The sequence below is a fragment of the Streptomyces sp. LMG1-1-1.1 genome, assembly GCF_040815545.1.
In the GTDB taxonomy this organism is placed as follows: domain Bacteria; phylum Actinomycetota; class Actinomycetes; order Streptomycetales; family Streptomycetaceae; genus Streptomyces.
In genome coordinates this window covers 15,991-39,232 of record NZ_JBFPNH010000055.1, presented here as the reverse complement: position 1 = coordinate 39,232, position 23,242 = coordinate 15,991, and the positions used below count along the sequence as shown (strand labels likewise).

The 23,242-nt window shown below is 71.6% G+C and carries 11 protein-coding genes; 6 read left to right on the top strand and 5 right to left on the bottom strand.

The genetic code is table 11. The features are described 5' to 3' along the window. Positions 1 to 154 (bottom strand): transposase (locus tag MRBLMG1_RS29695; protein ID WP_367825613.1); only part of this gene is annotated, 154 nt, incomplete at its 3' end. 640 nt (positions 155 to 794) lie between these two features. On the opposite strand from MRBLMG1_RS29695, the gene MRBLMG1_RS29690 reads away from it, so the two are divergent. The 4 genes from MRBLMG1_RS29690 to MRBLMG1_RS29675 all read left to right on the top strand — a co-directional run bounded on the left by MRBLMG1_RS29690 (position 795) and on the right by MRBLMG1_RS29675 (position 15,818). Next, positions 795 to 2,216: an MFS transporter gene (locus MRBLMG1_RS29690; protein ID WP_367827238.1), complete on the top strand. Its 1,422-nt coding sequence runs from the start codon at positions 795 to 797 to the stop codon at positions 2,214 to 2,216. After that, a complete protein-coding gene (locus MRBLMG1_RS29685) occupies positions 2,170 to 13,815 on the top strand; it encodes a non-ribosomal peptide synthetase/type I polyketide synthase (protein ID WP_367827237.1) in 11,646 nt (3,881 codons plus the stop codon). The genes MRBLMG1_RS29690 and MRBLMG1_RS29685 overlap by 47 nt, the downstream gene beginning before the upstream one ends. Before the next feature lie 272 nt (positions 13,816 to 14,087). Then, positions 14,088 to 15,230: a pentapeptide repeat-containing protein gene (locus tag MRBLMG1_RS29680; RefSeq protein ID WP_367827236.1), complete on the top strand. Its 1,143-nt coding sequence runs from the start codon at positions 14,088 to 14,090 to the stop codon at positions 15,228 to 15,230. Positions 15,231 to 15,344: 114 nt separating this feature from the next. Continuing rightward, complete coding sequence (locus MRBLMG1_RS29675; RefSeq protein ID WP_414721676.1) at positions 15,345 to 15,818, top strand: SRPBCC family protein; 474 nt, start codon at positions 15,345 to 15,347, stop codon at positions 15,816 to 15,818. Between the two features lie 247 nt (positions 15,819 to 16,065). Here the strand turns inward: MRBLMG1_RS29675 and MRBLMG1_RS29670 are convergent, their stop codons facing one another. The 4 genes from MRBLMG1_RS29670 to MRBLMG1_RS29655 form a co-directional block, all read right to left on the bottom strand. Next, positions 16,066 to 16,890: a DUF1295 domain-containing protein gene (locus MRBLMG1_RS29670; RefSeq protein WP_367827235.1), complete on the bottom strand. Its 825-nt coding sequence runs from the start codon at positions 16,888 to 16,890 to the stop codon at positions 16,066 to 16,068. A gap of 190 nt (positions 16,891 to 17,080) precedes the next feature. Beyond that, complete coding sequence (locus MRBLMG1_RS29665; RefSeq protein ID WP_367827234.1) at positions 17,081 to 18,463, bottom strand: class I SAM-dependent methyltransferase; 1,383 nt, start codon at positions 18,461 to 18,463, stop codon at positions 17,081 to 17,083. Continuing rightward, entirely contained in the window at positions 18,460 to 19,218 is a 759-nt protein-coding gene (locus tag MRBLMG1_RS29660; protein ID WP_367827233.1) for a DUF1365 domain-containing protein, read from the bottom strand. The genes MRBLMG1_RS29665 and MRBLMG1_RS29660 overlap by 4 nt, the downstream gene beginning before the upstream one ends. Further along, positions 19,218 to 20,471: an NAD(P)/FAD-dependent oxidoreductase gene (locus tag MRBLMG1_RS29655; protein WP_367827232.1), complete on the bottom strand. Its 1,254-nt coding sequence runs from the start codon at positions 20,469 to 20,471 to the stop codon at positions 19,218 to 19,220. Before MRBLMG1_RS29655 ends, MRBLMG1_RS29660 begins: the two co-directional genes overlap by 1 nt. Before the next feature lie 314 nt (positions 20,472 to 20,785). Here MRBLMG1_RS29655 and MRBLMG1_RS29650 point away from each other — a divergent pair, with 314 nt between their 5' ends. Then, complete coding sequence (locus MRBLMG1_RS29650; protein WP_367827231.1) at positions 20,786 to 21,715, top strand: hypothetical protein; 930 nt, start codon at positions 20,786 to 20,788, stop codon at positions 21,713 to 21,715. A gap of 367 nt (positions 21,716 to 22,082) precedes the next feature. Beyond that, a complete protein-coding gene (locus tag MRBLMG1_RS29645) occupies positions 22,083 to 23,180 on the top strand; it encodes a UDP-glucuronic acid decarboxylase family protein (RefSeq protein WP_367827230.1) in 1,098 nt (365 codons plus the stop codon). Positions 23,181 to 23,242 lie beyond the last annotated feature (62 nt).

Sequence of the window (23,242 nt, the reverse complement as noted above, 5' to 3'; positions counted from 1 at the left end):
CAGGCATCTCCCGCCACTGACCACTGGACCTAAACCGCCAGATCACACCCTCGAACTGCTCCCGCAACCGCTCCGGATACGGACCGTACCTACCGATCGGCAGATACGGCTCGATGAACTTCCACTGGGCATTGGTGAGTTGCCTACGCGTCACGACCACAGTCCTACCGGGATCCACCCCGCGGAGAGGCCAGAACCCAGGAACTGATCACGACATCACACAGGCCCTAGGAGGTCCTGACCTGGTGGGTGTGAAGGGCGGCTGGGCCTCAGGGCCGGGTCGGTGGCGCTCGCCAGGGTTCGGCCCGGGGCTGGATCGGCCCGCGCGCGCCGTCGCCGCAGGAGCCACGGGGAAGAATGGCGCGCGCGTACGTGGACCGCGCGGGCAGGCCTGCACGCGGCAGGGCTGCAGCCCGTAGGGCAGTGAGGTCGTTCTCCTCCCGGGTGCCGTTGACTGCCCCGTTCCGTAGGCGGTTGCGAGCACCCTTTCCTGCGTCGAAGTGGCCGGAAAGGTCCATCTACGTTTCCCTGTTCGGCACTTGGACGTGACAGGGTCGATCGTCGGTCGATGATCATGCATTGACACACATCAGCAAACGATCAGATGATCCACTGGCAGTGGCTCGGGCGTTCGCCCTTGTAAAACATGCCGTCACCCCCTGTGTGGCTCGTCTCCCCTCGGCAGGGAGTGCCCGGAACAAGGGTGCGGGGCGCGGAGCGTCGAAGGGAACCGGCGGAACGTCCACGGCCCTGCCCCGGCGGCCCGAGGGCGGAACGAGATCGGAGTGGCTCCCATGTACGGCACAGGACGGGCGCGTCGCGCGCGCCCGGCAGACGGGCAGGATGCCCGGCGGCCGGCGGGCCTGGGGCTCCGGTTTCGCCTTCTTGTCTCCGCGTACGCCGTCTCGGCGTGCGGCAATTATCTGAGCCTGATCGCGTTGGGGCTGTTCTCCTACACGGTGACGGGTACGGCCTTCGGGGTGGGCGCCGTGATGGCGCTGCGGCTGTTCTGCGGGTTCGTGGCGGGGTTCGTGGTGAGCAGGCTGCTGAGTTGGGTCGCGCATCGGACCGTGATGATCGGTGCGGATGTCGCCCGGGGGGTCGCGATGGTCGTCCTGGCGCTGGGTGGTGGACGTACCTCGGTATGGGTGCTGGCCTCGGCTGTCGCCGTCCTTGGTGCGGGCAATACGTTTTCCACGGTCGCCTTGCGCAGTTGGATCCCTGCGCTGGTCGGCGGGGCGGCGCGTGCCCGTGCGAACGGTTCCCTGGTGATGGGGCGTTCTCTGGCCACGGTGGTGGGCTTCGCCTCGGCGGCTCCTGTCATCGCCTTCGGCGGCTTTCCGCTTGCCTTTGCCTGCAACGCGGCCGGGTTCGCCGTGTCCGCAGTGACCCTTCTGACGATACGGCGGGCAGCGGAGGGTGCGGGCGGGCGCGGGGCCGGGGACAGTGGTACGGAGGCATCGGACACCGTTGCGGATCCGGTGGCCGCGGGGCGGCCGGAGAGTCCTGTGCGGGGGTCGCGGTTCCGGTGGCGGCGGGCGGGTGTGCCGTTGTCCGGCCTGCTGATCATGATGATCGCGCTCAGAGGGCTCGACGCGTTCGCGTCGTCGTCGCACAACGTCGCCCTGCCGGTGGTGGCGCATGACGCGCATCCGGGCGAATCCGCTCTGTTCATGACCCGCTTCTGGGCCACTTGGGCGGTGGGGACGTTCCTCGCCCACCTGGTGCTCCGTCGGAGGAAGAGCGAGGCGGCTTGGGGGGAGCGGGCGTTCGCTCTCGGTACGTGCGCGATGGCGCTGTCGTTCGCGGCGGTGTTCTGGGGGCTGCCCGCGGCCGTCGTGGTGGCGGCGGCCGCGTCGGCGGGGTTCGCGGACGGGTGGACCGAGATCGTCTACGCGTCACGCCTCCAGGCCGCCGCCGAGCCGCTGCGGAGCCGTCTCTTCGGCCTGTCTGCAGCGGCCGAGCAGTCCGGCTTCGCTCTCGGCACCATCGTGACCGCGGCGGCACTGGAGAGGTTGCCCGCCGCCGTGGTCGTGAGTGCCTTCCACGGCGTCGCGCTCTGCGGCGCCCTGGTCCTGCTGACGTGGCTGTACGTCTCGACCCGTCGACGTCGCGCTTCGCGCGCCGACGAAGGTCGCAAGCACTCTCTCGAAGTCAAGCGAGGAACACATGAAGCGCAAGCGCCTAACGGGACAAGCACTCTGTCGGGGACCTGAGCTCGAATGGACGAAGGATGATCCGCGTGACGCCGTAGAGGCGTTACTGCGTTCCGCCCAGTCCGCCTCGGGGGCCGTGGTCACGCTCGACTCCGATGGCAGGGCGTCCGGCCAGTCGTACGCCGAACTCCTCGACAGGGCACGGCGTTTGCTCACCGCGCTGCGGGCGAACGGGGTGCGCCGCGGAGACACGGTCTTGTTGTGCGGGCTGCCGTTGGCCGAGTTCTTCCCCGCCTTCTGGGCATGCCTGCTCGGCGGCGTACTTCCCGCGGCCCTTGCGGAGCGGCCGTTGGCGGGGTCCCCGGCTCTGGAGCGCCTGCTGCAAGCGCACGAACTGCTGGGCGGGCCTTTGGTGCTCACGGACGAGATCGGTGCGGCGGCGCTTGCGCAGGCTGCGCCCTCGCTGCGTACGGTGCTCGCGCGGGACGGCCTGTCCGCAGCGCCTGCCGAGGACCGCTTCGAGCCGGACGGAGCCGACACCGCCCTGCTGATGCTGTCGTCCGGCAGTACGGGGGTGCCGAAGGCCGCGCGCCTGACGCATGCCGGGCTCGCGGACTTCGCGGCGAGCAGCCGCCGCATCCTGGACGTGTGTCCGGACGACACCATGGTGAACTGGCTGCCGGTCGACCACAGCGGCGCCTTCCTGCTGTACCACCTGCTCGCCGTCTTCGCGGGCTGCACGAACGTGCACGCGCCGACCGACTACGTGTTGGCGGACCCGCTGCGCTGGCTCGACCTGATGGACGAACACGGCGCGCGGCACGGCTGGGCTCCGACCTTCGCCTACCAGCTCGTCGTGGATGCGCTCGCCCGCAGGCCGGAGGACCCCACGGCACGGCGGTGGGACCTGAGTGACTTGAAGTCGGTGGTGTGCGGAGGCGAGCAGATCGTCCTGCCCGTGTTGGAGCGCTTCCTCGACGCCACGGCCTCGTACGGGATACGCAAGGGGCACATCGTTCCGGCGTGGGGCATGGCGGAGACGGTCACGGGGGTCACGTACGGGCGGCTCGACCGGCCGGGCACGGTGCACCGCCTGCTGAAGAGCAGCCTGAGCGGTGACCCGGTGGCGGCGGGTCCGCAGACGCCGGAGGTGGACTGCGTCACCTTCGTCGCGGCGGGCGCGCCCGCGCACGGTGTCACGCTGCGCGTCGTCGACGACCATGACGTCCTCGTGCCCGACGGCAGGATCGGCCGGCTCCAGGTGCACTCGGCCACGCGCCTGACACCCGGCTACGTCGACAACCCGGAGGCGGACGCGGCGGCCTACCCGGCGGGCCGGGAGTGGCTCGACACCGGTGACCTGGCGTTCCTTTCCGAGGGGCAAGTCGTGATCACCGGCCGGCGCAAGGACCTCATCATCATCAACGGGCACAACGTCCACTGCCATGAGGTGGAGGAGGCCGCCGCTGCCGTCGACGGCGTACGCCAGGGTGAGGTGGCCGCTTGCGGCGTACCGGACCGTGTACGGGGCACCGACGAACTGGCGGTTCTCTTCGTCAGCCGCGGCGCCCGTGCAGACCTACGGATCGCGGCTGAGGTGCGTGCCGCCCTGTTCAGCCGGCTCCGGCTGACCGCAGCCCACGTCCTGCCCGTACCGGTCGGGGAGTTCCCCCGTACTCCGGCCGGGAAGATTCGCCGCGCGGAGCTGCGCGACCGGCTCATCGCCGGGGACCTCGTCAGGGCGCCCGCCGCTCCCGAGGTGCGGAGCGGGGCCACCGCTCCCCTGCCCACCGCCGCTTTCGCCGACACGGTGGCACGTGCGGTGCGGGAGGAGCTGGGTGCTCTGCTCGAAGGCTCGACGGTGGACGTAAAGGCTCCCTTCTACGAGCTGGGTCTGACCTCGGTGCGGCTCGTGCAGCTGCGTGCCCGGCTGGCAGAGCGGCTCGGTGTCCGCATCGCCCAGACGGCGCTCTTCGAGCACCACACGGCCGCTGCGCTCGCCGCGCACCTCGCGGAATCCGCCCCTCCCGCGGAGGGCTCTACCCCGCAGGACCCTGCCGCGGAGGGCTCTGCCGCGACCGCCGTGGCGGCTCCCCATCCCGATCCCGAGCCCGATACCGAACCCGGTCCTGGTCCCGATCCCGATCCCAAGCCCGATACCGAACCCGATCCCGATCCCGATCCCGCCGATGGCTCCGCGGACGACGCCAAGCGGCGGATCGCCATCGTCGGGATGTCGCTGCGGTTCCCCGGCGCGGACTCGCCGGACACGTTCTGGGCGAATCTTCGCGATGGTGTGGACAGCATCCGGGTCTTCGGGGAGACGGAAGTCGCGGCAGTCGGACAGGAACGCCTCCACGGGCACGTACCCGTGGGCGGGGTCCTTGACGGTGTCGACGGGTTCGACCCGGACTTCTTCGGCATCAGTCCCAAGGAAGCCGGCCTCACCCACCCGGCGCACCGCCTCTTCCTGGAGTGCTGCCATCAGGCGCTGGAGAGCGCCGGCTACGAGTCCACCGCGGCGGGCACACGCATCGGTGTGTTCGCGGGCTCCGGCATGAATCTCTATGACCACCAGCAGGAGTCGGCGGACGGTCCGGAAGACCCGGGTCGCGGGGCGGGCGGCGGGGCGGAGCCGGGGGTCGCCCTCCAGCGGGCCGTCGGTCGGCAGCCGGACTTCCTCGCCACTCGCGTCGCGTACCGGCTCGGGCTGACGGGTCCCGCCATCGGTGTGCAGACCGCCTGCTCCACCTCGCTGGTCGCCGTGCACCTCGCGGTACAGGCGCTGCTGAGCGGTGAGACGGACCTGGCGTTGGCCGGGGCCGCGGCCGTGCATCTGCCGCAGGAGTCGGGCTACGTCAGCGAGCCGGGGTCGATCCTGTCGCCCACCGGGCGCCTCCGCGCCTTCGACGCGGCGGCCGACGGCACGGTGGGCGGCAACGGCGTGGCCGCCGTCCTGCTCAAGCGGCTCGACCGAGCCCTCGCCGACGGCGACACCGTGCACGCCGTGATCCTGGGCTCGGCCGTCAACAACGACGGTGCGGACAAGGTCGGTTTCAGCGCGCCCGGGGTCGCGGGCCAGGCCGAGGTGGTGCGTCAGGCCCTGCGCAGGGCGGACGTACCCGCGGAGACGATCTCGTACGTCGAGGCGCACGGCACCGGTACCCGGCTCGGCGATCCCGTGGAGCTGCGGGCGCTCGGCCGCGCCCTCGGCGAGTCCACCCGGCGTACGGGATTCTGTGCGGTCGGCTCGGTGAAGCCGGCCATCGGGCACCTCGACAGCTGCGCCGGCATGGCCGGGCTGATCAAGACGGTGCTCATGCTGCGACACCGCACCTTGGTGCCCACTCTGCACCTGAGCCGGCCCAACCCCGGACTGGAGCTGGCGGGCGGTCCGCTCACCCTGGCCACCGAGCTGCGGCCGTGGACGGTCCCGGACGGCGTGCCGCGGAGGGCGGGAGTCAGCGCGCTCGGTGTCGGCGGCACCAACGCCCACGTCGTGCTGGAGGAGTACCAGGAGACCGTGAGGCCGGTGTCCGGGGCCGCCGCCGTCTCCGACCTTCCGGTACTCGTCCCCGTGTCCGCCCGCGACGCCGAAGCGCTGCCGGAGTACGCCGGACGACTGCGGGACCACCTGCGACGACACCCCATGGAGCGGGCCGCGGACGTGGCGGCCACCCTGGCGCTGGGTCGGCCGCACCGGGGCGCGCGCACGACGGCCGTCGGTCGGGACGCCGAGGAGCTGGCGCGGTCCCTCGGCGAACCGCCGGCCGCGCCGGCCGCGCCGCTCGGACCGGTCGCCTTCGCCTTTGCCGGGCAGGGCAGCGCGCGCCGCGGCATGGCGGCGGGCCTGTACCGGGCGTACCCGGATGCCCGGCGCACGATCGACCGGTGCGCGCGGCTTTTCGCAGACGAGGAGGGCGGCGCCGACCTGCTGTCGCTGCTTGTCGACCAGGAAGCCCCCTCGGAAAGTGAGGACGATACGGGCGACGCGGGCGACGCGGTCTGGCCCACTGAGACGGCCCAGGCAGCCCTCTTCACCCACCAGGCCGCGCTCGCCGACGTGTGGCGTGCCGCCGGTGTCCGTCCCGCCCTGCTCCTCGGCCACAGCGTCGGCGAGTACGCGGCTCTGTACGCGGCGGGTGGCCTGTCCCTTGAGGATGGTCTGCGGCTCACCGCGGCGCGTGGGCGCCTGATGCAGATGGATGCCGCGCCTGGCGGCATGCTGGCCGTCCGGACCGACGAGGCGAACGCCGAGCGGGTGGCCAGGACGGCGGGTGCTGTGGTGGCCGCGGTCAACGGGCCGGGGGCGATCGTGCTTGCCGGTGCGTCCGAGGTGCTGGCACGGACCGCCGAACTGCTCGACGCCGAGGGGCTGCGGTGGAAGGCGCTGCCCGTGGACCGTGCGTTCCACTCCCCCACGATGGAACCGGTACTGGAGGAATTCCGGCGCTACGCGGAAAAGGCGGTCTACCGGCCCCTGGCAATCCCGCTGGTGACCGCCGTCGACGGCGAGGTGCGCACCCCCGGGTGGGTCGCCGACGCGGACTACCTCTGCCGCCACGCCCGGCAGCCGGTCCGATTCGACCTGGCCATGGCCGCGGCCACCGCGCGGGGCTGTGACGACTTCGTCGAGATCGGGGCGGGCGCCACCCTCACCGGTGTCGGCCGGCACTGCGTCCCGGCGAGCCGCTGGGTAACCGGTCAGGGCGCGGGCGACACGCCTGAGCGCCAGGTGCACGGCCTGCTCACGTCGCTCGGCACCCTCTACCGCAGGGGTGCCGAGCTGGACTGGCGTGCGCTCACTCCCTCGGGGAGCCGAGTCCCGCTGCCGGGCCATCCGCTGCGGAGGCGCCCCCTGCCGTTCGGCGAGCCCGTCGACCGGGCGCCTCGGCGTCCGGCGCCTCCCGGGCCCTCCCCCGTACCGGAACCACCCCTACCTCCCGAGGTGTCCGTGACATCGACCCAGCCCTCCCGCGCACTCTCGGCCTCCTCGACGCCGGACGGACTTCTCAGCTCCGTGTGTGAGCTGACCGCCCGCAAGCTGGGCCACGATCCGGCCGATGTGCTGCCCGACAGCTCGTTCTTCGAGCTCGGCGCGGACTCCCTGTCCCTGATGGGGCTGACGGCGGAGCTGGACCAGCGGTACGGCGTACGTGTCCCGGTGCGGGAGCTGTTCGACACCGCGGACACTCCGCGCGGGCTGGCCGAACTGCTGGTGGAGCTGGGGGGCGGCGAGGTGTGGGCGGAGGTCTCCGCCAAGGCCTCCGCGGGCTCTCCGGCCGCCAAGCGGGTCATGGAAGTGGCGGCGGCTCCGGAGGCCCCCGCGGGCTCTCCGGTCGCCGAGCAGGTCGCGGACGTGGCGGCGGCTCCGGAGGCCCCGGCGGGTTCTCCGGTCGCCGAGCAGGTCACGGACCTGGCGCCGGCTCCGGCCTCCTCTGCTCCCGGGGTACCGGGCGAGTTGCACGACCTGTTCACGCAGCAGCTCGGGGTGGCTCGGCAGCTCCTGGACCAGGTCGGTGGACTGATGAACGGGCAGCTCGCCCTGCTCGCGGCCTCGCCCGCGGCGCCGTCGGCGCCGGCAGCTCCCGTCCCCGCCGTGACACCGGCGGCTCCCGTCCCCACCACGGCACCCGCAGCTCCCCACCCCACCATGACGACGGCGGCTCCCCTCCCTACCACCGCCCCGGCTGCTCCCGCCCCCACGCAGGCGCCTGCGGTCCCGTCCCGAGCCTCGGCACCGTCCCCGGCATCGAGGCCGGTGCCCGCGCCGGCCCAGCCCACCGCCCCACCCTCCGGTTGCGACTTCAGCCTCTACTTCTTCGGGGACTATCCCGAGGAGGCGGCGCACGACAAGTACGCGCTGATCATGGAGTCGTCGGAATTCGCTGACCGCAACGGGTTCCACTCCCTGTGGTTTCCCGAGCGGCACTTCGACTCCTTCGGCGCGCTCTTCCCCAACCCCTCCGTGCTCGCCGCCGCACTCGCGGCGCGCACGAACCGCATCCGGCTGAACGCGGGCTCCGTCGTGCTACCTCTGCACAACCCCATCCGGGTGGCGGAGGAGTGGTCGGTCGTCGACAACATATCCGGCGGCCGGGCGGGCCTCTGCGTGGCGAGTGGCTGGCACGCCACGGACTTCACGCTCGCTCCCCACCACTTCGGTCGGCACCGTGAGGTGATGTACGAGCAGCTGCGTACCGTACGGCAGTTGTGGTCGGGACAGCGGCTGGCGACCACCGGTGGCGACGGGAAGCCCGTCGAGATCCGGCTCCAGCCGAGCCCGGTCCAGGAACAACTTCCGCTGTACGTGGCCGTGGTGGGCAACCCCGACAGCTACCGCCGGGCGGCCGCGGAAGGCCTGGGCGTGGTCACCAACCTGATGGCGCAGACCGTCGAGCAGCTGGCCGAGAACGTCGCGCTGTACCGACGTACGCGGGCCGAGCACGGACTCGACCCTGCGGCCGGCCGGGTCGTGGTGCTCGTACACACCTACCTGGACGAGGACGCCGAGCGCGCGCGGGCCGAGGCGTACCGGCCCTTCATCTCGTACCTGCGCTCCTCGCTGTCCCTGTTCGACCAGGTGACCAACAGTCTCGGCGTCCAGGTGGACCTGGCGACCTCCACCGACGACGACGTGGACTTCCTGCTCGGGCGCGCCTACGAGCGCTATTGCGACTCCCGCGCCCTGATCGGCGACGAGCACACCGCCGCCGCCACGGTGCGGCGCCTGGTGGACGCCGGGGCCGATGAGATCGCCTGCTTCGTGGACTTCGGCGTGGCCAAGGAGAAGGTCCTGGCCGCCTTGCCCGTCCTCGACCGGGTCCGGCGCCGGAGCAGGCCCGAGCAATCTGCGGAGCCGTCCGGCGATACCGGCAGCAGCGTCGGGCTTTCCGAGATGTCCGCGCTCCCCGAGAAGCGCGCTGAAGGGCGGACCGCAACCGCTCCGACGCGCACGCCCCTCACCCCGGCGCAGCGCCGCATCTGGTTCGTGGAACAGCTGCACCCCGGCACCTCCATGTACCACGAGCCCAAGGCCATCCGCCTCGACGGACCGCTGGACGCGGGAGCGCTGCGGACCGCGCTGCACCGGGTCACGGAGCGCCACCCGGCCCTGCGGACGGTGTTCGGCGACCTCCAAGGGGTGCCGTATCAGGAGGTGCGGGAAGCAGGGCGGCCGATAGATCTCCCCGTCGACGACCACTCGGGGGAGACGGAAGACGAGGCCCTGCGGGCCGCGTTGCGGGACGCGGGGCGGCGGCCGCTCGACCTGGCCGACGGGCCGCTGGTCACGGCGCGGCTGCTGCGGCTGTCCCAGGAGCGGCACCTTCTGTTCTTGATGGCCCATCACATCGTTTTCGACTCCTCTTCCACGGCCGTTCTCGTCCGCGACCTGGCTGCCTTCTACCGCGCGGGAGCACAGGGCGATCCGGCACTGCCCCCGCTACCCGCCCTGCCCGCGCCACCTCGCCCCGACGAGGGCACGCACGCCGCGTCGCTGGACTTCTGGCGCGGAGCGCTGGACGGCGCCCAGGAGCTGTGCCTGCCCACCGACCGGCCCCGACCAGGGGTCAGGTCGGGGGTCGGGGCGAGCCTCACCCACTCTCTGGACGTCGAACTCACCGGTCGGCTGCGCTCGTTCGCGGCGAGCCGGCGTGCCACCCTCTTCATGGTGCTGACGAGCGCGATCGGCGCGGTGCTCGGCCGGTTCAGCGGTCAGCGCGACGTGGTCGTGGGCACCGCGGTCTCCGCCCGGCAGCCCGGCACCGAGGACCACGTGGGCGTCTTCCTGGACACCGTGCCGCTGCGCCTCGACCTGGCCGGCAACCCGGACTTCAGCACGCTGATCAGCCGGGTGCGTGCGACGAGCACGGCGGCGTACGAGCACCGTGACGTCCCCTTCGACGAGCTGGTGGCCGCCCTCGCTCCGCAGCGCAGCCCCGGCCGCAACCCGCTCTTCGACGTCATGGTCGAGTTCGAGCACGCCTCCGAGGTGGACTTCGACCCGCCGCGGCTGTCGGCCGAGCTGCTCGACGTGCCGAGCGCCCGCGCCCCGTTCGATCTGAGCGTCTATCTGACACACCACCGTGACGGCGTCCGCTTCACGATCGAGTACGACTCGATCCTGTTCGACGCGGACACCGTGCGCCGTTTCCTCGAGTACGTGGAACACGTGCTGCGGGGCGTCCTCGACAACCCCGGCGCGCCTCTCGACGAGCTGACCTCGCTCACCGGCACCGACCGCGCGAACCTGGACCGCCTCGGGCGCCTCGACGAGCCGCTGCCCACGGTGTCGGACACGCTGCACGGCCTCTTCGAACGGCAGGCGCTGCGTACCCCGGAGGCCGTAGCTCTGGTCAGCGACGAGGAGCAGGTGACGTACGGGGAGCTGGACCGCCGTGCGAACCGGCTCGCCCGACAGCTGCGCGCGCGAGGCTCGGCGCCCGGGGAACGCGTGGCGGTGCTCCTGCCGCGTGGTCCGCGACTGATCACCGCGCTCCTGGGCGTGCTCAAGAGCGGGGCCGCCTATCTGCCGCTCGACCCGGCGGTGCCGACCGCTCGGCTGACCGGACTCCTCGACGACGGCGCTCCCGTCCTGCTGCTGACCGACCACACCGCACTGGCCGCCCACGAACAGCTCGCGGAACACCTGCCCGTCTTCCTCGTGGACACCGCCGAGACCGCGGACGACAGTACGGACATCCGTTGGGGCGGAAGCGCGGACAGCCCTTCGAGCCACAGTGCGGACGGCCCTTCGGGCGGAAGCGCGGACGGCCCCTCGGACGACCGTGCGGAGGGGGTGCCTCATGGCGGGGTCGGTCCCGAGGATCCCGCGTACTGCATCCACACCTCCGGTTCGACCGGCCGGCCCAAGGGCGTGCTGGTGCCCCATCGCGGTCCGGTGAACCTGGTGCTCCGGCACCTGGAGAACCAACCCGCGCTGCGCACCCTGCAGTGGACCTCGCCCGCCTTCGACGTGAGCGTGCAGGAGATCTTCACCACGCTGGCCTCGGGCGCCGCCCTCGTCCTCATCGACGACGCGGTGCGGCACGACCCGGCGGCCGTCTCCGCGGCGGTGCGCCGCCACGGTGTGGAGCGTCTGTTCATGCCCTGCACCCCGTTGAAGTACCTGATGGAGACCGGGCCGGAACTTCCCACGCTGCGTGAGCTGTACTCGGCAGGCGAAGCGCTCCAGCTCACCTCCGCCCTCCGCCGCTTCCTCACCGCGCACCCCGCGTGCGCGCTGTACAACCAGTACGGCCCCACGGAGGCGTCGGTGATCACGACCTCCCACCGGGTCGACCCCGAGGGTGAGCCGTGGCCGCCGATCGGCACACCGGTGCCGGGCGCTCGCGTCCTGCTGCTCGACACGGCCGGGAACAAGGTCCCGGCAGGGACCGTCGGTGAGATCCACGTGGGAGGAGTGCCCGTGGCACTCGGCTATCACGGCCGTCCCGAAGAGACCGCCGCGGCATTCGTCGACGGTGCACCGGCCGGCGTGCCCGGCATGCTGTACCGCACCGGCGATCTCGGCCGCTGGCGCACGGACGGCACGCTCCAGTACTGCGGGCGCGCCGACGACCAGGTCAAGATCCGGGGACACCGGGTCGAGCCCGGTGAAATCCAGGCGGCGCTGGCCGCGCTGCCCGGCGTCCGGTCAGCAGCCGTCCTTCCGCGCCTCGACCGCCACGGCGAGACGGAAATCGTCGCCTACGTGGTTCCCGCCGACCCGGCGGTGAGTTCTGACTCCCTGCGCACCGCCCTGGCCGCCACGGTCCCCGACCATCTGGTGCCGCGCCGTTGGGCGTTCCTGGAGCGGCTGCCGGTGAACTCCTCCGGAAAGCTGGATCGCGCTGCCCTGCCCGAGCCCTCGCCGGAGGCGAGCGAGCGGGAAGACGCCGCCCTGCCCGCCACCACCCTGGAGCATTCCCTGCACGACCTGTGGCGCGAGGTACTCGATGTCCCCCACGTGCCCGTGACCGTGTCGTTCTTCCAGCTCGGCGGCCACTCGCTGAGCGCCATCCGGTTGCTGAACCGCATGCGGGAGCTGGTGGACATACCCCTCTCCATGGCCGACTTCTTCCTGGAGCCCACCGTGCGCGGCATCGCGGCCCGCTGCGAAGCCGCCGAAGCCGCGGATGCCTCGCACTCCGCTGACGCCGAGCATGACCCGGACGCCGAGCATGGCCCGGACGCAGCCGCCGACGGCAAGGGCATCCGCATCGGCAACGGCAACGGCAACGGCAACGGCAACGCCCGGGTGGTGGACAGCGCACCCATGCCCTCCACCCTGCGTCGGCTATGGCGACGTCACCACGCTCACTCCGACCCGAGCGTCTACAACGTCGCCCACCGCATCGATCTCAGCGGCGACCTGGACCTCAAGGCCCTGACCGGGGCCCTGCGAGACCTGGTGGGGCGCCACCACGCACTGCGCAGCCGCGCTGTGCGGCGCGACGACGGGCTGCATGTCGTCGAGATCCTGGACGAGGTTCCCGTGGACCTGTCGATCACGGACCTGCCCGCGACACCAGGGCCCGACACCCCTCACGCGTACGTCGAATCGTGGTGCCAGGAGCAGGCGGCCGAGATCATCGCGCTGGACCGCGCGCCTCTCTTCCGCTTCCGTCTGGCCCGCCTCGGCGCGGACCGCTGGGTACTGGTCACCGTCCTGCATCACGCGATCTGCGACGGCTGGTCCATGGGGATCATCTGGCACGAGCTGGCGGAGCTGTACAACGCGCGGCGGATGGGCGGCGAGGCCGTTCTTCCGGCACCGGCCGCCCAGTTCACCGACGTCGCCCGCGCCGAGCACTCCCTCGACGAGGGTCGCCGCACGCAGCTCGAACGGTTCTGGCGAGCCGAACTCGACGCCGTACCGCTGCGCCCCACGCTGCCGTACGACAAGCCCCGGCCGGCGGTTCTGTCGGGCCGAGGTGCCCTGCTGTCCCTGACCCTCGCCGACGCCACCTCTCGCGGCGTGGCAGCGACGGCCGTACGGCTCGGCGCGACCCCGTACACCGTGCTGGCGGCGGCCTTCTCCACCTGGCTCTCGGGGCTCAGCGGCGTCCTCGGCGACATCGTGCTCCCGGTGTCCAGCGCGAACCGTACGCAGCCCGAGCGCGCGGACGTGGTCGGACTCATCGGCGACTCGGTCCTGCTGCGGGCCCGGATCGACGGCGACGAAACGTTCGCCGGTCTGGTCCGACGGCTCGGGGTGACGTTGTTCACCGTCCTGGACCACCAGGACCTACCCCTGATGGACGTCGTCCGCCTGGTCTCCGATCTGGCACCGGAGGACCTGTTCCCCACCGTCCTGTTCACCGTGGTCACCACTCCGCCCCCCGTGCTCGACATGTCATCGGTGTCGACGACGGTCCGGGGGCTGCCCACCAGCGAGGTGGCCCGCAACGAGCTCTACGTCGTCGTGGAGTCCATGAACGACATGCTCACCGTCACCTTCGAGTACTCCACGGACCTGTTCAGCGCCCGGACCGTGGCGAAATGGGGTGCGTCGTTCGCCGCGTTCCTGGACTCGGCCGTCCGCAACCCCGACTGCTCGCTGCGAAGCCTGAGTGAGGGTGCGTCCGAGGCCCAGGCCTCGTCCCACGCCCAGGGCCCGGAGCCGGAGCCGGAGCCGGAAGCCGCACCACGCTGACCGGTGCCTGTCCCAGCCCCGGCGGCCATCGCCGCCGGGGCGCGCGGTGCGCGGTGCTGCGGCGTCTACGTCGATCGGGTGCTCCGGCGGTGTGGCGTCGGCCCGTTCCGAGCTCCGTCGACTCCGATGGGCGGGTGAGAGGACGAACGCGCGGCGAAGGACCGAATCGAAGCGCGTATCTGCGCGAGGCGCGGCGCAGGCGCCGCCGCCGCCGCGGTACGAGCGCTTCCGATCCTGACCGTCATGGCAGACCGCAGTGGTCCGTGCTCGCGGTGGCCGTCCTCCCTGGTCTGGCGGCCCTGGTGGCGCTGCTCTTTACGTGGCGGGAGGTACGGGTCGCCGAGCAGGGCCAGCTCACCACCCGGTTCAACGACGCGATCACCAATCTCGGTTCCCCGTCGTTGGACGTGCGCTTCGGTGGGATCTACGCACTGGAGCGCATCATGCAGGACTCACCGCGCGACCAGCCCAGGATCGTCCTCGTCCTCTCCGCGTACGTGCGGCGCCACGCGAGCGTTCCCACGACCGGCTTCGTGAAGGAGCCGGCGGCACCACCGCCGGGGCAGGAGACGCCCGCCGCCCACCGACCGCCCACGGACGTGGCGGCCGTCGTGGACGTGCTGGCCCGCCGCTCCCCCGGCCACGACAAGGACACTCAGGTCGACTGGAACCGGGCGGACCTGCGGGGACTGTTCCTCTCCACCTGGAACTTCCGGGACGCCGCGAGGGTTCCCGAGGGCGGCGCTCTGCCTGACGAGCGTGCCCCGTTCGGGTACGTGAACCTCGAAGGGGCGGATCTGCGCCACGCCACGCTGTCGGGCGTGGACCTGCGCAGCGCCTTCGTCGGCGAGGCCAATCTGAGCGGGGCGCAACTCCTGCGCTCCGACCTCCGGGACGCCGACCTGACGTTCGCGGACCTGTCCGGCGCGAACGTCGTGGACACGAACCTCACCGGCGCGGATCTCAGTGGCGCGATCCTGCGGGGAACGTTCCTGTCCCGACCGGACACCGCCGTGCCCTTGAATCCGAACGACCTCTCCCGCGCTCTGCTCTGGGACGCGGACCTCACCGGTGCGGACCTCACCGGTGCGAACCTGACGGAAGCGGTCCTGGTCGACGCCGACCTGACGGACGCGTCCCTGGCGACCGCCCGGCTGCGCGGCGCGAAGTTCAGCACCTTGGACACCTCCCTCCAAGCGAGGATCACCTCCGGCACCGTCACCGAGAGCGCGAACCTCACCGACGCCGACCTGACGGGAGCCGACCTCTCAGGGGCCGACCTGCGCAGGGCCAACCTGACCGGGGCGAACCTCAACGGAGCCAATCTGACCGACGCGGACCTGCGAGGCGCACGGCTCACGGGCGTAACGCTCAACGGTGCCCGTACGGAGGGGGCTCGTGGTCTGCCGACCTGATGGGTTCCGACAGCGCATGGCAGACCGCGACGGACGGGCAGGGTGCCTTCGGCGCGCCGCCTGTGCATCCGGAGGGGCCTGCGGGGCGGAAGGGAAGGTGACCGGCTCCGTCGAGTGCGCCGGTGGGAGTGCAGGAGGAAGGTTGTTGCGGTGATCAGTGTGGAGCGGGTGGTCATAGTGCGTCGACCGTTGGCCGAGGTCGTGGCGTACCTGGAGGACTTCGGGCGCGCCGAGCAGTGGGATCCTGGCACCGTCCGCTGTGTGCGGCTCGGCGACGGGCCGGTGCAGGTGGGGGCGCAGTGGCGGAACACGTCGCGGTTCCGGGGTCGTACGACGGAGCTGCGATACGAGCTCGTCGTGAGGGAGTCCGCCCGGCTGATGTTCGTCGGGGAGAACAGGACGGTGACGTCGCAGGACGACCTCCGCTTTGCCGAGGAGGGGACGTCCACGCGGCTGACGTACCGTGCGTCGCTGAGGTTCAAGGGGTTTGCCCGGCTGGCCGCGCCGTTTTTGAGAGGGGAGTTCGAGCGGCTGGCGGACGGGGTGGTGGCCCGTCTTCCGGTGGCCGCCGAGGCCTGGCGCTCATGACCGTGCCGTCTCTCGCCCGCGATGTACAGGTCGCAGCGATTCCGCATCGGTGACCCCTGACCGGGGTCTCCCAGGCGCCCTGCGCCATGGGATCAGGCGGCCGCCGGGACGGGATGCGGGCGCCCAGCCCCGGGAGTCCGAGCGCCTCGCGTGTGTCCGAGCCCATAGGTGCGAGCTCGGCTTCCGGTTCACGGCAGGTGCGAGCTCGGCTCACCGGTGTGCGGCTGGTACGGCGTCGGCCCGCCACTCACGCATGCGGCCGGCTTGGCTGGGTGCTGCGGGGTGGGCGGGGGATGAAGCCGCTGGTGCGGGCGCGGTAGGCCGCGTAACCCGGGCGGTCGGCCATGTGGGCTTCCAGGAGGCGTTTGCCGCTGCCCCAGATGAGGAGGGTGCTCATCACGAGCGGGGAGATGAGGGTGAGCAGGGCGGTCTGCCAGGTGGCGCAGGCTGTCAGATAGAGGCCCCACCAGACGAGGAAGTCACCGAAGTAGTTGGGGTGGCGGGTCCAGCTCCACAGGCCTTGGTCCATGACGTGGCCACGGTTCGCCGGGTCGGACTTGAATCGGGCGAGTTGGTGGTCCCCGACCGCTTCGAAGGTGAGGCCGGCGGCCCAGACGGCGAGGCCGAGGTAGGCGGTGGCGTCGAGAGGACGGGGCAGCAGGACCGCGAACTGGACGGGGAGGGAGATGAGCCAGACGAGGGCGCCTTGGAGGATGTAGACCTTCCGCAGTGCGTAGAAGGTGGGGTTTCCGGGGGCTCGGGCGAGCATCCGGGCGTAGCGGGGATCCTCTCCGTGGCCGCGTCCGCGCCTGGCGATGTGGACCGCGAGCCGCAGCCCCCAGAGGACCGTGGCGGCCGCGACAACGGTCCGGCGGGTGTCGTCGCCGTAACCGGCCGCCAGGGAGTAGGCCGCGATCGCGACCGCTGCGAAGGCGATCCCCCAGGCGATGTCGACGATCCGGTGCAGTTGTTTCGCGGTGCCGATCGCGAAGGTCACGAGCATGACGGTGAGCGCGGTGGCCGCCGAGGCGGCGAGGACGCGGACGAGGGCCTCCGTATCGACGACGTTCATGACGCCTTCCCGTACCGGCTCGACGGAGTGAGTAGGGGTGGGCCGGCCGCGTCGCGGTCGTCTTCCCGGACAGCGAGGGTCCGGTCCACTCGCCCGCGGTGCCGGGGCGCGGTCGCGCGGGCGTCGCGGGCGCATGGCCCCGCGGTGACGTGCATCTTCTTGGTGGACACGGCGGACGCTTCCGAGAGGATCATCGCTCCGTCACCGTGTCCGTATCCGGACCCATACCCGCACCCGTGTCCGCATCCGTGTCCGTCTCCGTATCCGTATCCGCATCCGTGTCGGCGGCGGTGAGCCGGAGTTGGCGGACGTCGAGGTATCCGGAACGGAATCCGGCTTCGGAGTAAGCGAGGTAGAGGTCCCACATCCGCTGGAAGACAGGGTCGAAGCCGAGTGCGGCCACGGCGGCTTCGTTGTGGCGGAAGCGGGCGCGCCACTGGTGGAGGGTCTCGGCGTAGTGGTCGCCGTAGCCCGTGTCGTGGGTGATGCGCAGTCCGGTGGCGGCGCTTTCGTGGGCGAGGGCTTCCGGGGAGGGGATCAGGCCGCCGGGGAAGACGTACTTGCTGATCCAGGTGTGGGTGCGGGCGGTGGCGAGCATCCGTTCGTGCGGCATGGTGATGGCTTGGAGGGCGATGCGGCCGCCCGGAGCGAGGAGGCGGCGGAGGGCGGTGAAGTAGTCGGGCCAGAACTCGGCGCCGACGGCCTCGATCATCTCGACGCTCACGATGGCGTCGTAACGGCCGCGGACGTGCCGGTAGTCGATCCGTTTGATGCTGACCCGGTCGGAGACACCGGCCAGAGCGACACGGCGGCGGGCCAGCACGAGCTGTTCCTCGGAGAGGGTGACGGTGCGGACGCGGGCTCCGCGGGCGGCGGCGCGGATCGCGAGTTCGCCCCAGCCGGTGCCGATCTCCAGCAGTTCGGTGCCCGGGCCGGTGCCCGCGAGGTCGAGGAGTCGGTCGATCTTGTGGTGCTGGGCAGCGGTGAAGGCGGCGTCGGAGAGGACTTCCGAAGCGTGCGGAAGGGGGTCGAAGACCGCCGAGGAGTAGCTGAGACCGGGGTCGAGGAAGAGGGCGAAGAGTTCGTTGGAGAGGTCGTAGTGACGCTGGATGTTCTCGCGGGCCCCGTCGGGGGTGTTGAGGTCGGCCTCGGGCCTGGGCCGGACCCAGGCTCCCCGGAACCGGCGCAGCGGGGCGGGGACGAGGTCGTCGACGTGGCGGGCGAGGACGGTGAGGACGCCGACGAGGTCGTCGGCGTCCCACTCGCCGGCCATGTACGACTCCCCGAAGCCGATCAGGCCGTCGGCGCCGATCCGGCGGTGGAAGGCCTCCGGGTCGTGGAGCGTGAGCGTCGGCACGGAGCTGTCTCCCCCGTCCCGCGGCCCCGCGAGGGCGCTCTTGCGGCCTGTTCGTATCCGCAGGGGCAGCCGGGCGAAGGCGTGCTCCACGAGCAGGCGGGCAACGGCGGTGCGTACGGCTGAGGCGCGCGGCAGTCGGGCGACGTCGGGCCAGCGCTGCGGGTCGACCGGAACCTGGCCGACGCGCACGGCGGACGGGGGAAGCGAAACGGTCACGGGGTGCCTTCCTGCGGGGCGGAGACGGTCGAAGGAGTCCCGGCGGTGCGGGGCCGGACGGGAAGCCCCTTGAGGTAGAGGCGGACGCCGTGGCGGCGGATGCCGACGGAGACGGCGGCGGTCGACCAGGGGTGGCGGAGCGCGGCCGCGAGCAGGCCGCGTGCGCCGTTCGGCCTGCGGGTGCCGTGGACGGTGGCCGTCAGGGGGCGGGAGCCGTCCGTGTGGCGGAGCTGGACGGTCAGGTCGAGGCGGTCGCCGGGTATCGGCAGGCGCATGCGGTAGGCGCCCTCGACATCGAGGAACGGGGACACGTAGAACTCCTTGGCCGTCTCGGCGCGGCCCTGAGCGTCGGGGTGCAGGAGGTAGGCGTGGCGTCCGCCGTACGTGTTGTGCACCTCGGCGACGACGCAGACGAGGCGGTCGGCGCGGTCGTGGCACCAGTACAGGGTGAGCGGGTTGAAGACGTGCCCCAGCACGCGCGCGTGGGCCAGCATGAGGACCCGCCCGTCCGCCTTCCGTTCGCCGTGGGCGGCGAGGCAGGCGTCGAGTCCGGCCCGCAGGGTGGGGGCGTCGCCGTCGAAGTGGTCGGCCTGGTCGAAGCGGGCGAAGGGACGCAGCAGACGGGGCAGAAGGGGCAGGTCGTCGAGGTCGACCAGCCACATGTACGTCCGGTGGCGCAGCGCGTGACGGATCGGGGTGACGCGGGTGTGGGCGATCTCGGTCTCGTACAGGGCCGGGACGCCGGCGGAAGTCATCAGGTCGCTCCCAAGTGGCGGGCGGCCTCGACGCCCGAGCGGCAGCCGTCCTCGTGGAAGCCCCAGCCGTGGTACGCGCCCGCGTATGCGGTGACGGGGGTGCGGAGCGTGGGCAGGAGCCCCTGGGCGGCCACGGACTCGGGGGTGTAGACGGGGTGTTCGTAGGTCATGCGGGCCAGGACGGTCGTCTCGTCGACGCGGTCGCCGGGGTTGAGGGTGACGATGTGCGGTTCGCCGGTGCGGAGCCGCTGGAGCCGGTTCATGTCGTAGCTGACCTGGACGGCGCCCGGGCGGGCCGCACAGGAGGGCAGCAGGTAGTTCCAGGACGCGCGCGCGTGCGGCGAACGCGGCAGGACGCTCGTGTCACGGTGCAGCACGGTGGGGTTGCGGGAGTACGTGAAGGCGCCCAGGACGCGACGTTCCTGCTCGGTGGGGTCGGCGAGGAGCCTCAGGGCCTGGTCGGGGTGGACGGCGATCACGACGGCGGCGTGCTCGGTGGACTCGCCGTCCTCGGTGACGATCGTGGCGCGGTGAGCGCCGCGGACGACGGTCAGCACCGGGGTCGCGGTCCGCACGGAGGCGATCGACTTCGCTACGCGTTCCACGTATGCGGCGGAACCGCCGACGACGGTCTTCCACTGCGGGGACCCTGCCACCGAGAGGAGCCCGTGGTGGTCGAGGAAGCGGAAGAGGTAGGCGGCGGGGTAGCGCAGGGCGGTGTCGGGCGCGCAGGACCAGACGGCCGCGACGAGGGGGATCGCGAAGTGGCTGACGAAGTGGGCGGAGAACCGGTGGGCACGGAGGAAGTCGCCGAGGGTGAGGGTCAGGTCGTCGGCCGCCAGCAGCCCGCGTGCGGCGCGGTGGAAACGCGGGACGTCGGCGAGCATCAGCAGGTGTCGGCCCCTGCGGGCGTTGCCGCCGGCGAGAAGGCCGCGGACGCCGCGCGCGCCGGCGTACTCGAGTCCGCATCCTTCGCAGCGGACGGACATGCTCATCTCGGCGTCCTGTGTGGTCACCCCCAGCTCGCGGAAGAGGCGCAGCAGGTGGGGGTACGTGCGCTCGTTGTGGACGATGAAGCCGGTGTCGACGTGGAGGGTGCCGCCTTCGAGGGTCGGCAGCTCGTGGGTGTGCGCGTGACCTCCGAGCCGGTCCTCCGCCTCGTACAGCACCACGTCGTGCGTGCGGGAGAGGAAGTAGGCCGCGGTGAGGCCCGCCACCCCCGCCCCCACCACGGCGATGCTTCGTCCGTTCATCGTTCTCCACCCCTTGTGTGACGGCCGTCGGGCCGGTGCGATGACGACGGCCTGCTGTGTTGTCGTCGTCGCCACGAAAGCGGCCACTCCGCCGGGACCTCGGTGCCTCTCTTCCTCCTCACGGTCCGACCGATGCCCTTGTCTCTACAACTCGCATCGCTTACGCATCGAAATTCTTTGGGAGCGTCGCTGCGCTGCGGCAGCGAACGGGGCAGCGACGGGGATCAGCGCAGATAAGGCCCCGCGCCGAGACGGTCTCGGGGATGCTGGCGGAGTCCGAAAGATCCGTTTCACCGTTTTCGTGGAGGTGCGTCGTGGACAGGTCTGCTGGTCCTGCGCTGGGCGTGTACAAGGGGTACGGAGCCGAGGCGGTGGCCGCCGCTGTTCGGCACGAGGAGTTGCTCGACCGACCTGTGGAGATCGGCAATGACTATCTCCCACACGGGAGTTGGGCGGACTTTGATCCGGTGACGATGTGCGGCTACCAGCTCGATCCCTGGCGCAAGTGGCGAGACGAACGGCCGAGCTCGGCGTTCGTGTACGGGGTTCCGTTGCTGGTCGACGGCTTCGCGGGGGCGTTCGCGCGGGGCGTGGCGGGCGAGTTCGACGAGGCGTATGCGCGGGCGGCGCGTGCTCTGGTGGAGTCGGGGCACGGCGATGCGATCGTGCGGCTCGGTTGGGAGCCGAACAACCGGGCCATCGGCCCGTGGCAGGCGACGGACGACCCGGCGGGCTATGCGGCGCTGTTCCGGCACGTCGTCGAGGTGTTCCGGGCGACGTCCGGCGCGGAGTTCACTTTCGAGCTGTCGAGTTCGGTGGGGTTGCAGCCGGGGCGGCGGCTGCGGGGCTTCGTCGACTACTACCCGGGGGACGCGTACGTCGACTGGCTGGGCATGAACGCCTACGACCTGAAGTGGGGCGACCCCCGCGTCTCGCCCGCCGACCGCTGGTCGTGGATCCGCTCCCAGGCCATGGGGCTCGACGCGCATGTGGCGTTCGTCCGAGCGCGGGGGAAGCGGAACGTGTGCGCGGAGTGGGGGCTGTACCGTCGCGGCGACGCGTTCGCCGGCGGCGGGGACGACGCGGCCTTCGTCGAGCGGATGGCGGAGTACTTCGGGTGGGGTGAGGTCGCGTACCAGTCGTACTTCGACCACGACTGGGGTGGCGGGACTCTGGCGGAGTTTCCGGCCGGGCGCGCCGCATACGTTTCGCGGTTCGGGTCCGGGGCGGCTCTGGGCGGGTGACGTCACGCACGCGGTCGGCAGCTTGCGGGCACGGTGGGTCCTGGCCGGCCTCACGCACGTGCACGCGACGGGCGGATCAGGGCGCGCCCGCTGCTGTCTCACACGTACGTGTGACGTCGATCGGGTGGCTCGTTCGAAGGTGAAGGCGCTGTGGAGCCGGGGAGCGGGGGCCGTGCGCACCCGCGTGAGGGTCGCTGAACGGCCCATTGCCCGAATTGCCTCATCATAATTCGGGACTTAAGACCATAGTCTCGACTTTGCGTTTTCCGAGAAAGCGCTCTGGTTGTCGGTTCGTCCGGTGATGTGCCGTCCGGGCGCCCGCGGGCAGGGCGTGAGGCCAATTCGGTTCCCATTCCTGGAGAAATGAATGCGCGTTGCCGTGACCGGTGGCGGTGGATTCCTCGGGTCCCACCTGTGCGAGGCGCTCTTGCGGCGCGGCGACTCGGTGGTGTGCCTGGACAACTACTCGACGGGCGATCCCCAGAACGTCGCCCACCTCCTCAGCAACCCGGACTTCGAATTCCAGTACGCCGATGTGAGCGAGACCGTGGAGGTCCCCGGCCGCGTCGACGCCGTCGCCCACCTGGCGTCCCCCGCTTCCCCGCCCGACTACCTGCGGCAGCCGCTGGAGACCCTCGCGGTCGGCAGCCGGGGCACCGAGAACGCCCTGCGGCTGGCGCTGCGCCACAACGCCCGGTTCATCCTCGCGTCGACCAGCGAGATCTACGGTGACCCCCTGATCCACCCTCAGGAGGAGGCGTACTGGGGCAACGTGAACTCGATCGGCCCCCGTAGCGTCTACGACGAGGCGAAACGATACGCCGAAGCGGTGTCGGCCGCGTACCGCCGAACCCACGGTGTGGACGTGGGCATCGCCCGGATCTTCAACACCTACGGCCCGCGGATGCGGCCGCACGACGGCCGCGTGGTGTCGAGCTTCATCACCCAGGCACTGACCGGCGAGCCGCTCACCATCTACGGCGACGGCAAGCAGACTCGCAGCTTCTGCTATGTCGACGACCTCGTCCGCGGCCTCCTCGCGCTCATCGACTCCAGCGAGCTGGGCCCGTTCAACCTCGGCAACCCCGTCGAGCGCACCGTCACCGAGCTCGCCGAGCTGGTGCTCGCGATGACCGGTTCGGCGTCCGAGGTGAGGAACCACCCGCTGCCGGTCGACGACCCGGTCCGCCGACGCCCGGTGATCACGCGCGCGCGTGACGTCCTGGGCTGGGAACCGGAGGTCGACATCGCCGAGGGTCTGCGCCGGACCGTCGCGTACTTCGCGGCCTCCCCGGACCGGCTGCGCACCTCGGCCGCGGCGATCCGCGGCGGCCAGGACGAGACCGTGCCGCTGGCCGCCGTCGCGGGTCCGGCCGTCTCCACCGGCCAGACGATCCCCGGCCCGACCACCGCCGTCTCCGGCGTGGCTTCCGCCGCCCCCGGCGTGTCCGCCACGGGCGGCTGATCCACCCGCCGCGGCCGGCCGACGCTGCCCCGGCCGGCCGCGGTGGTCTTCGTGCTCCGTTC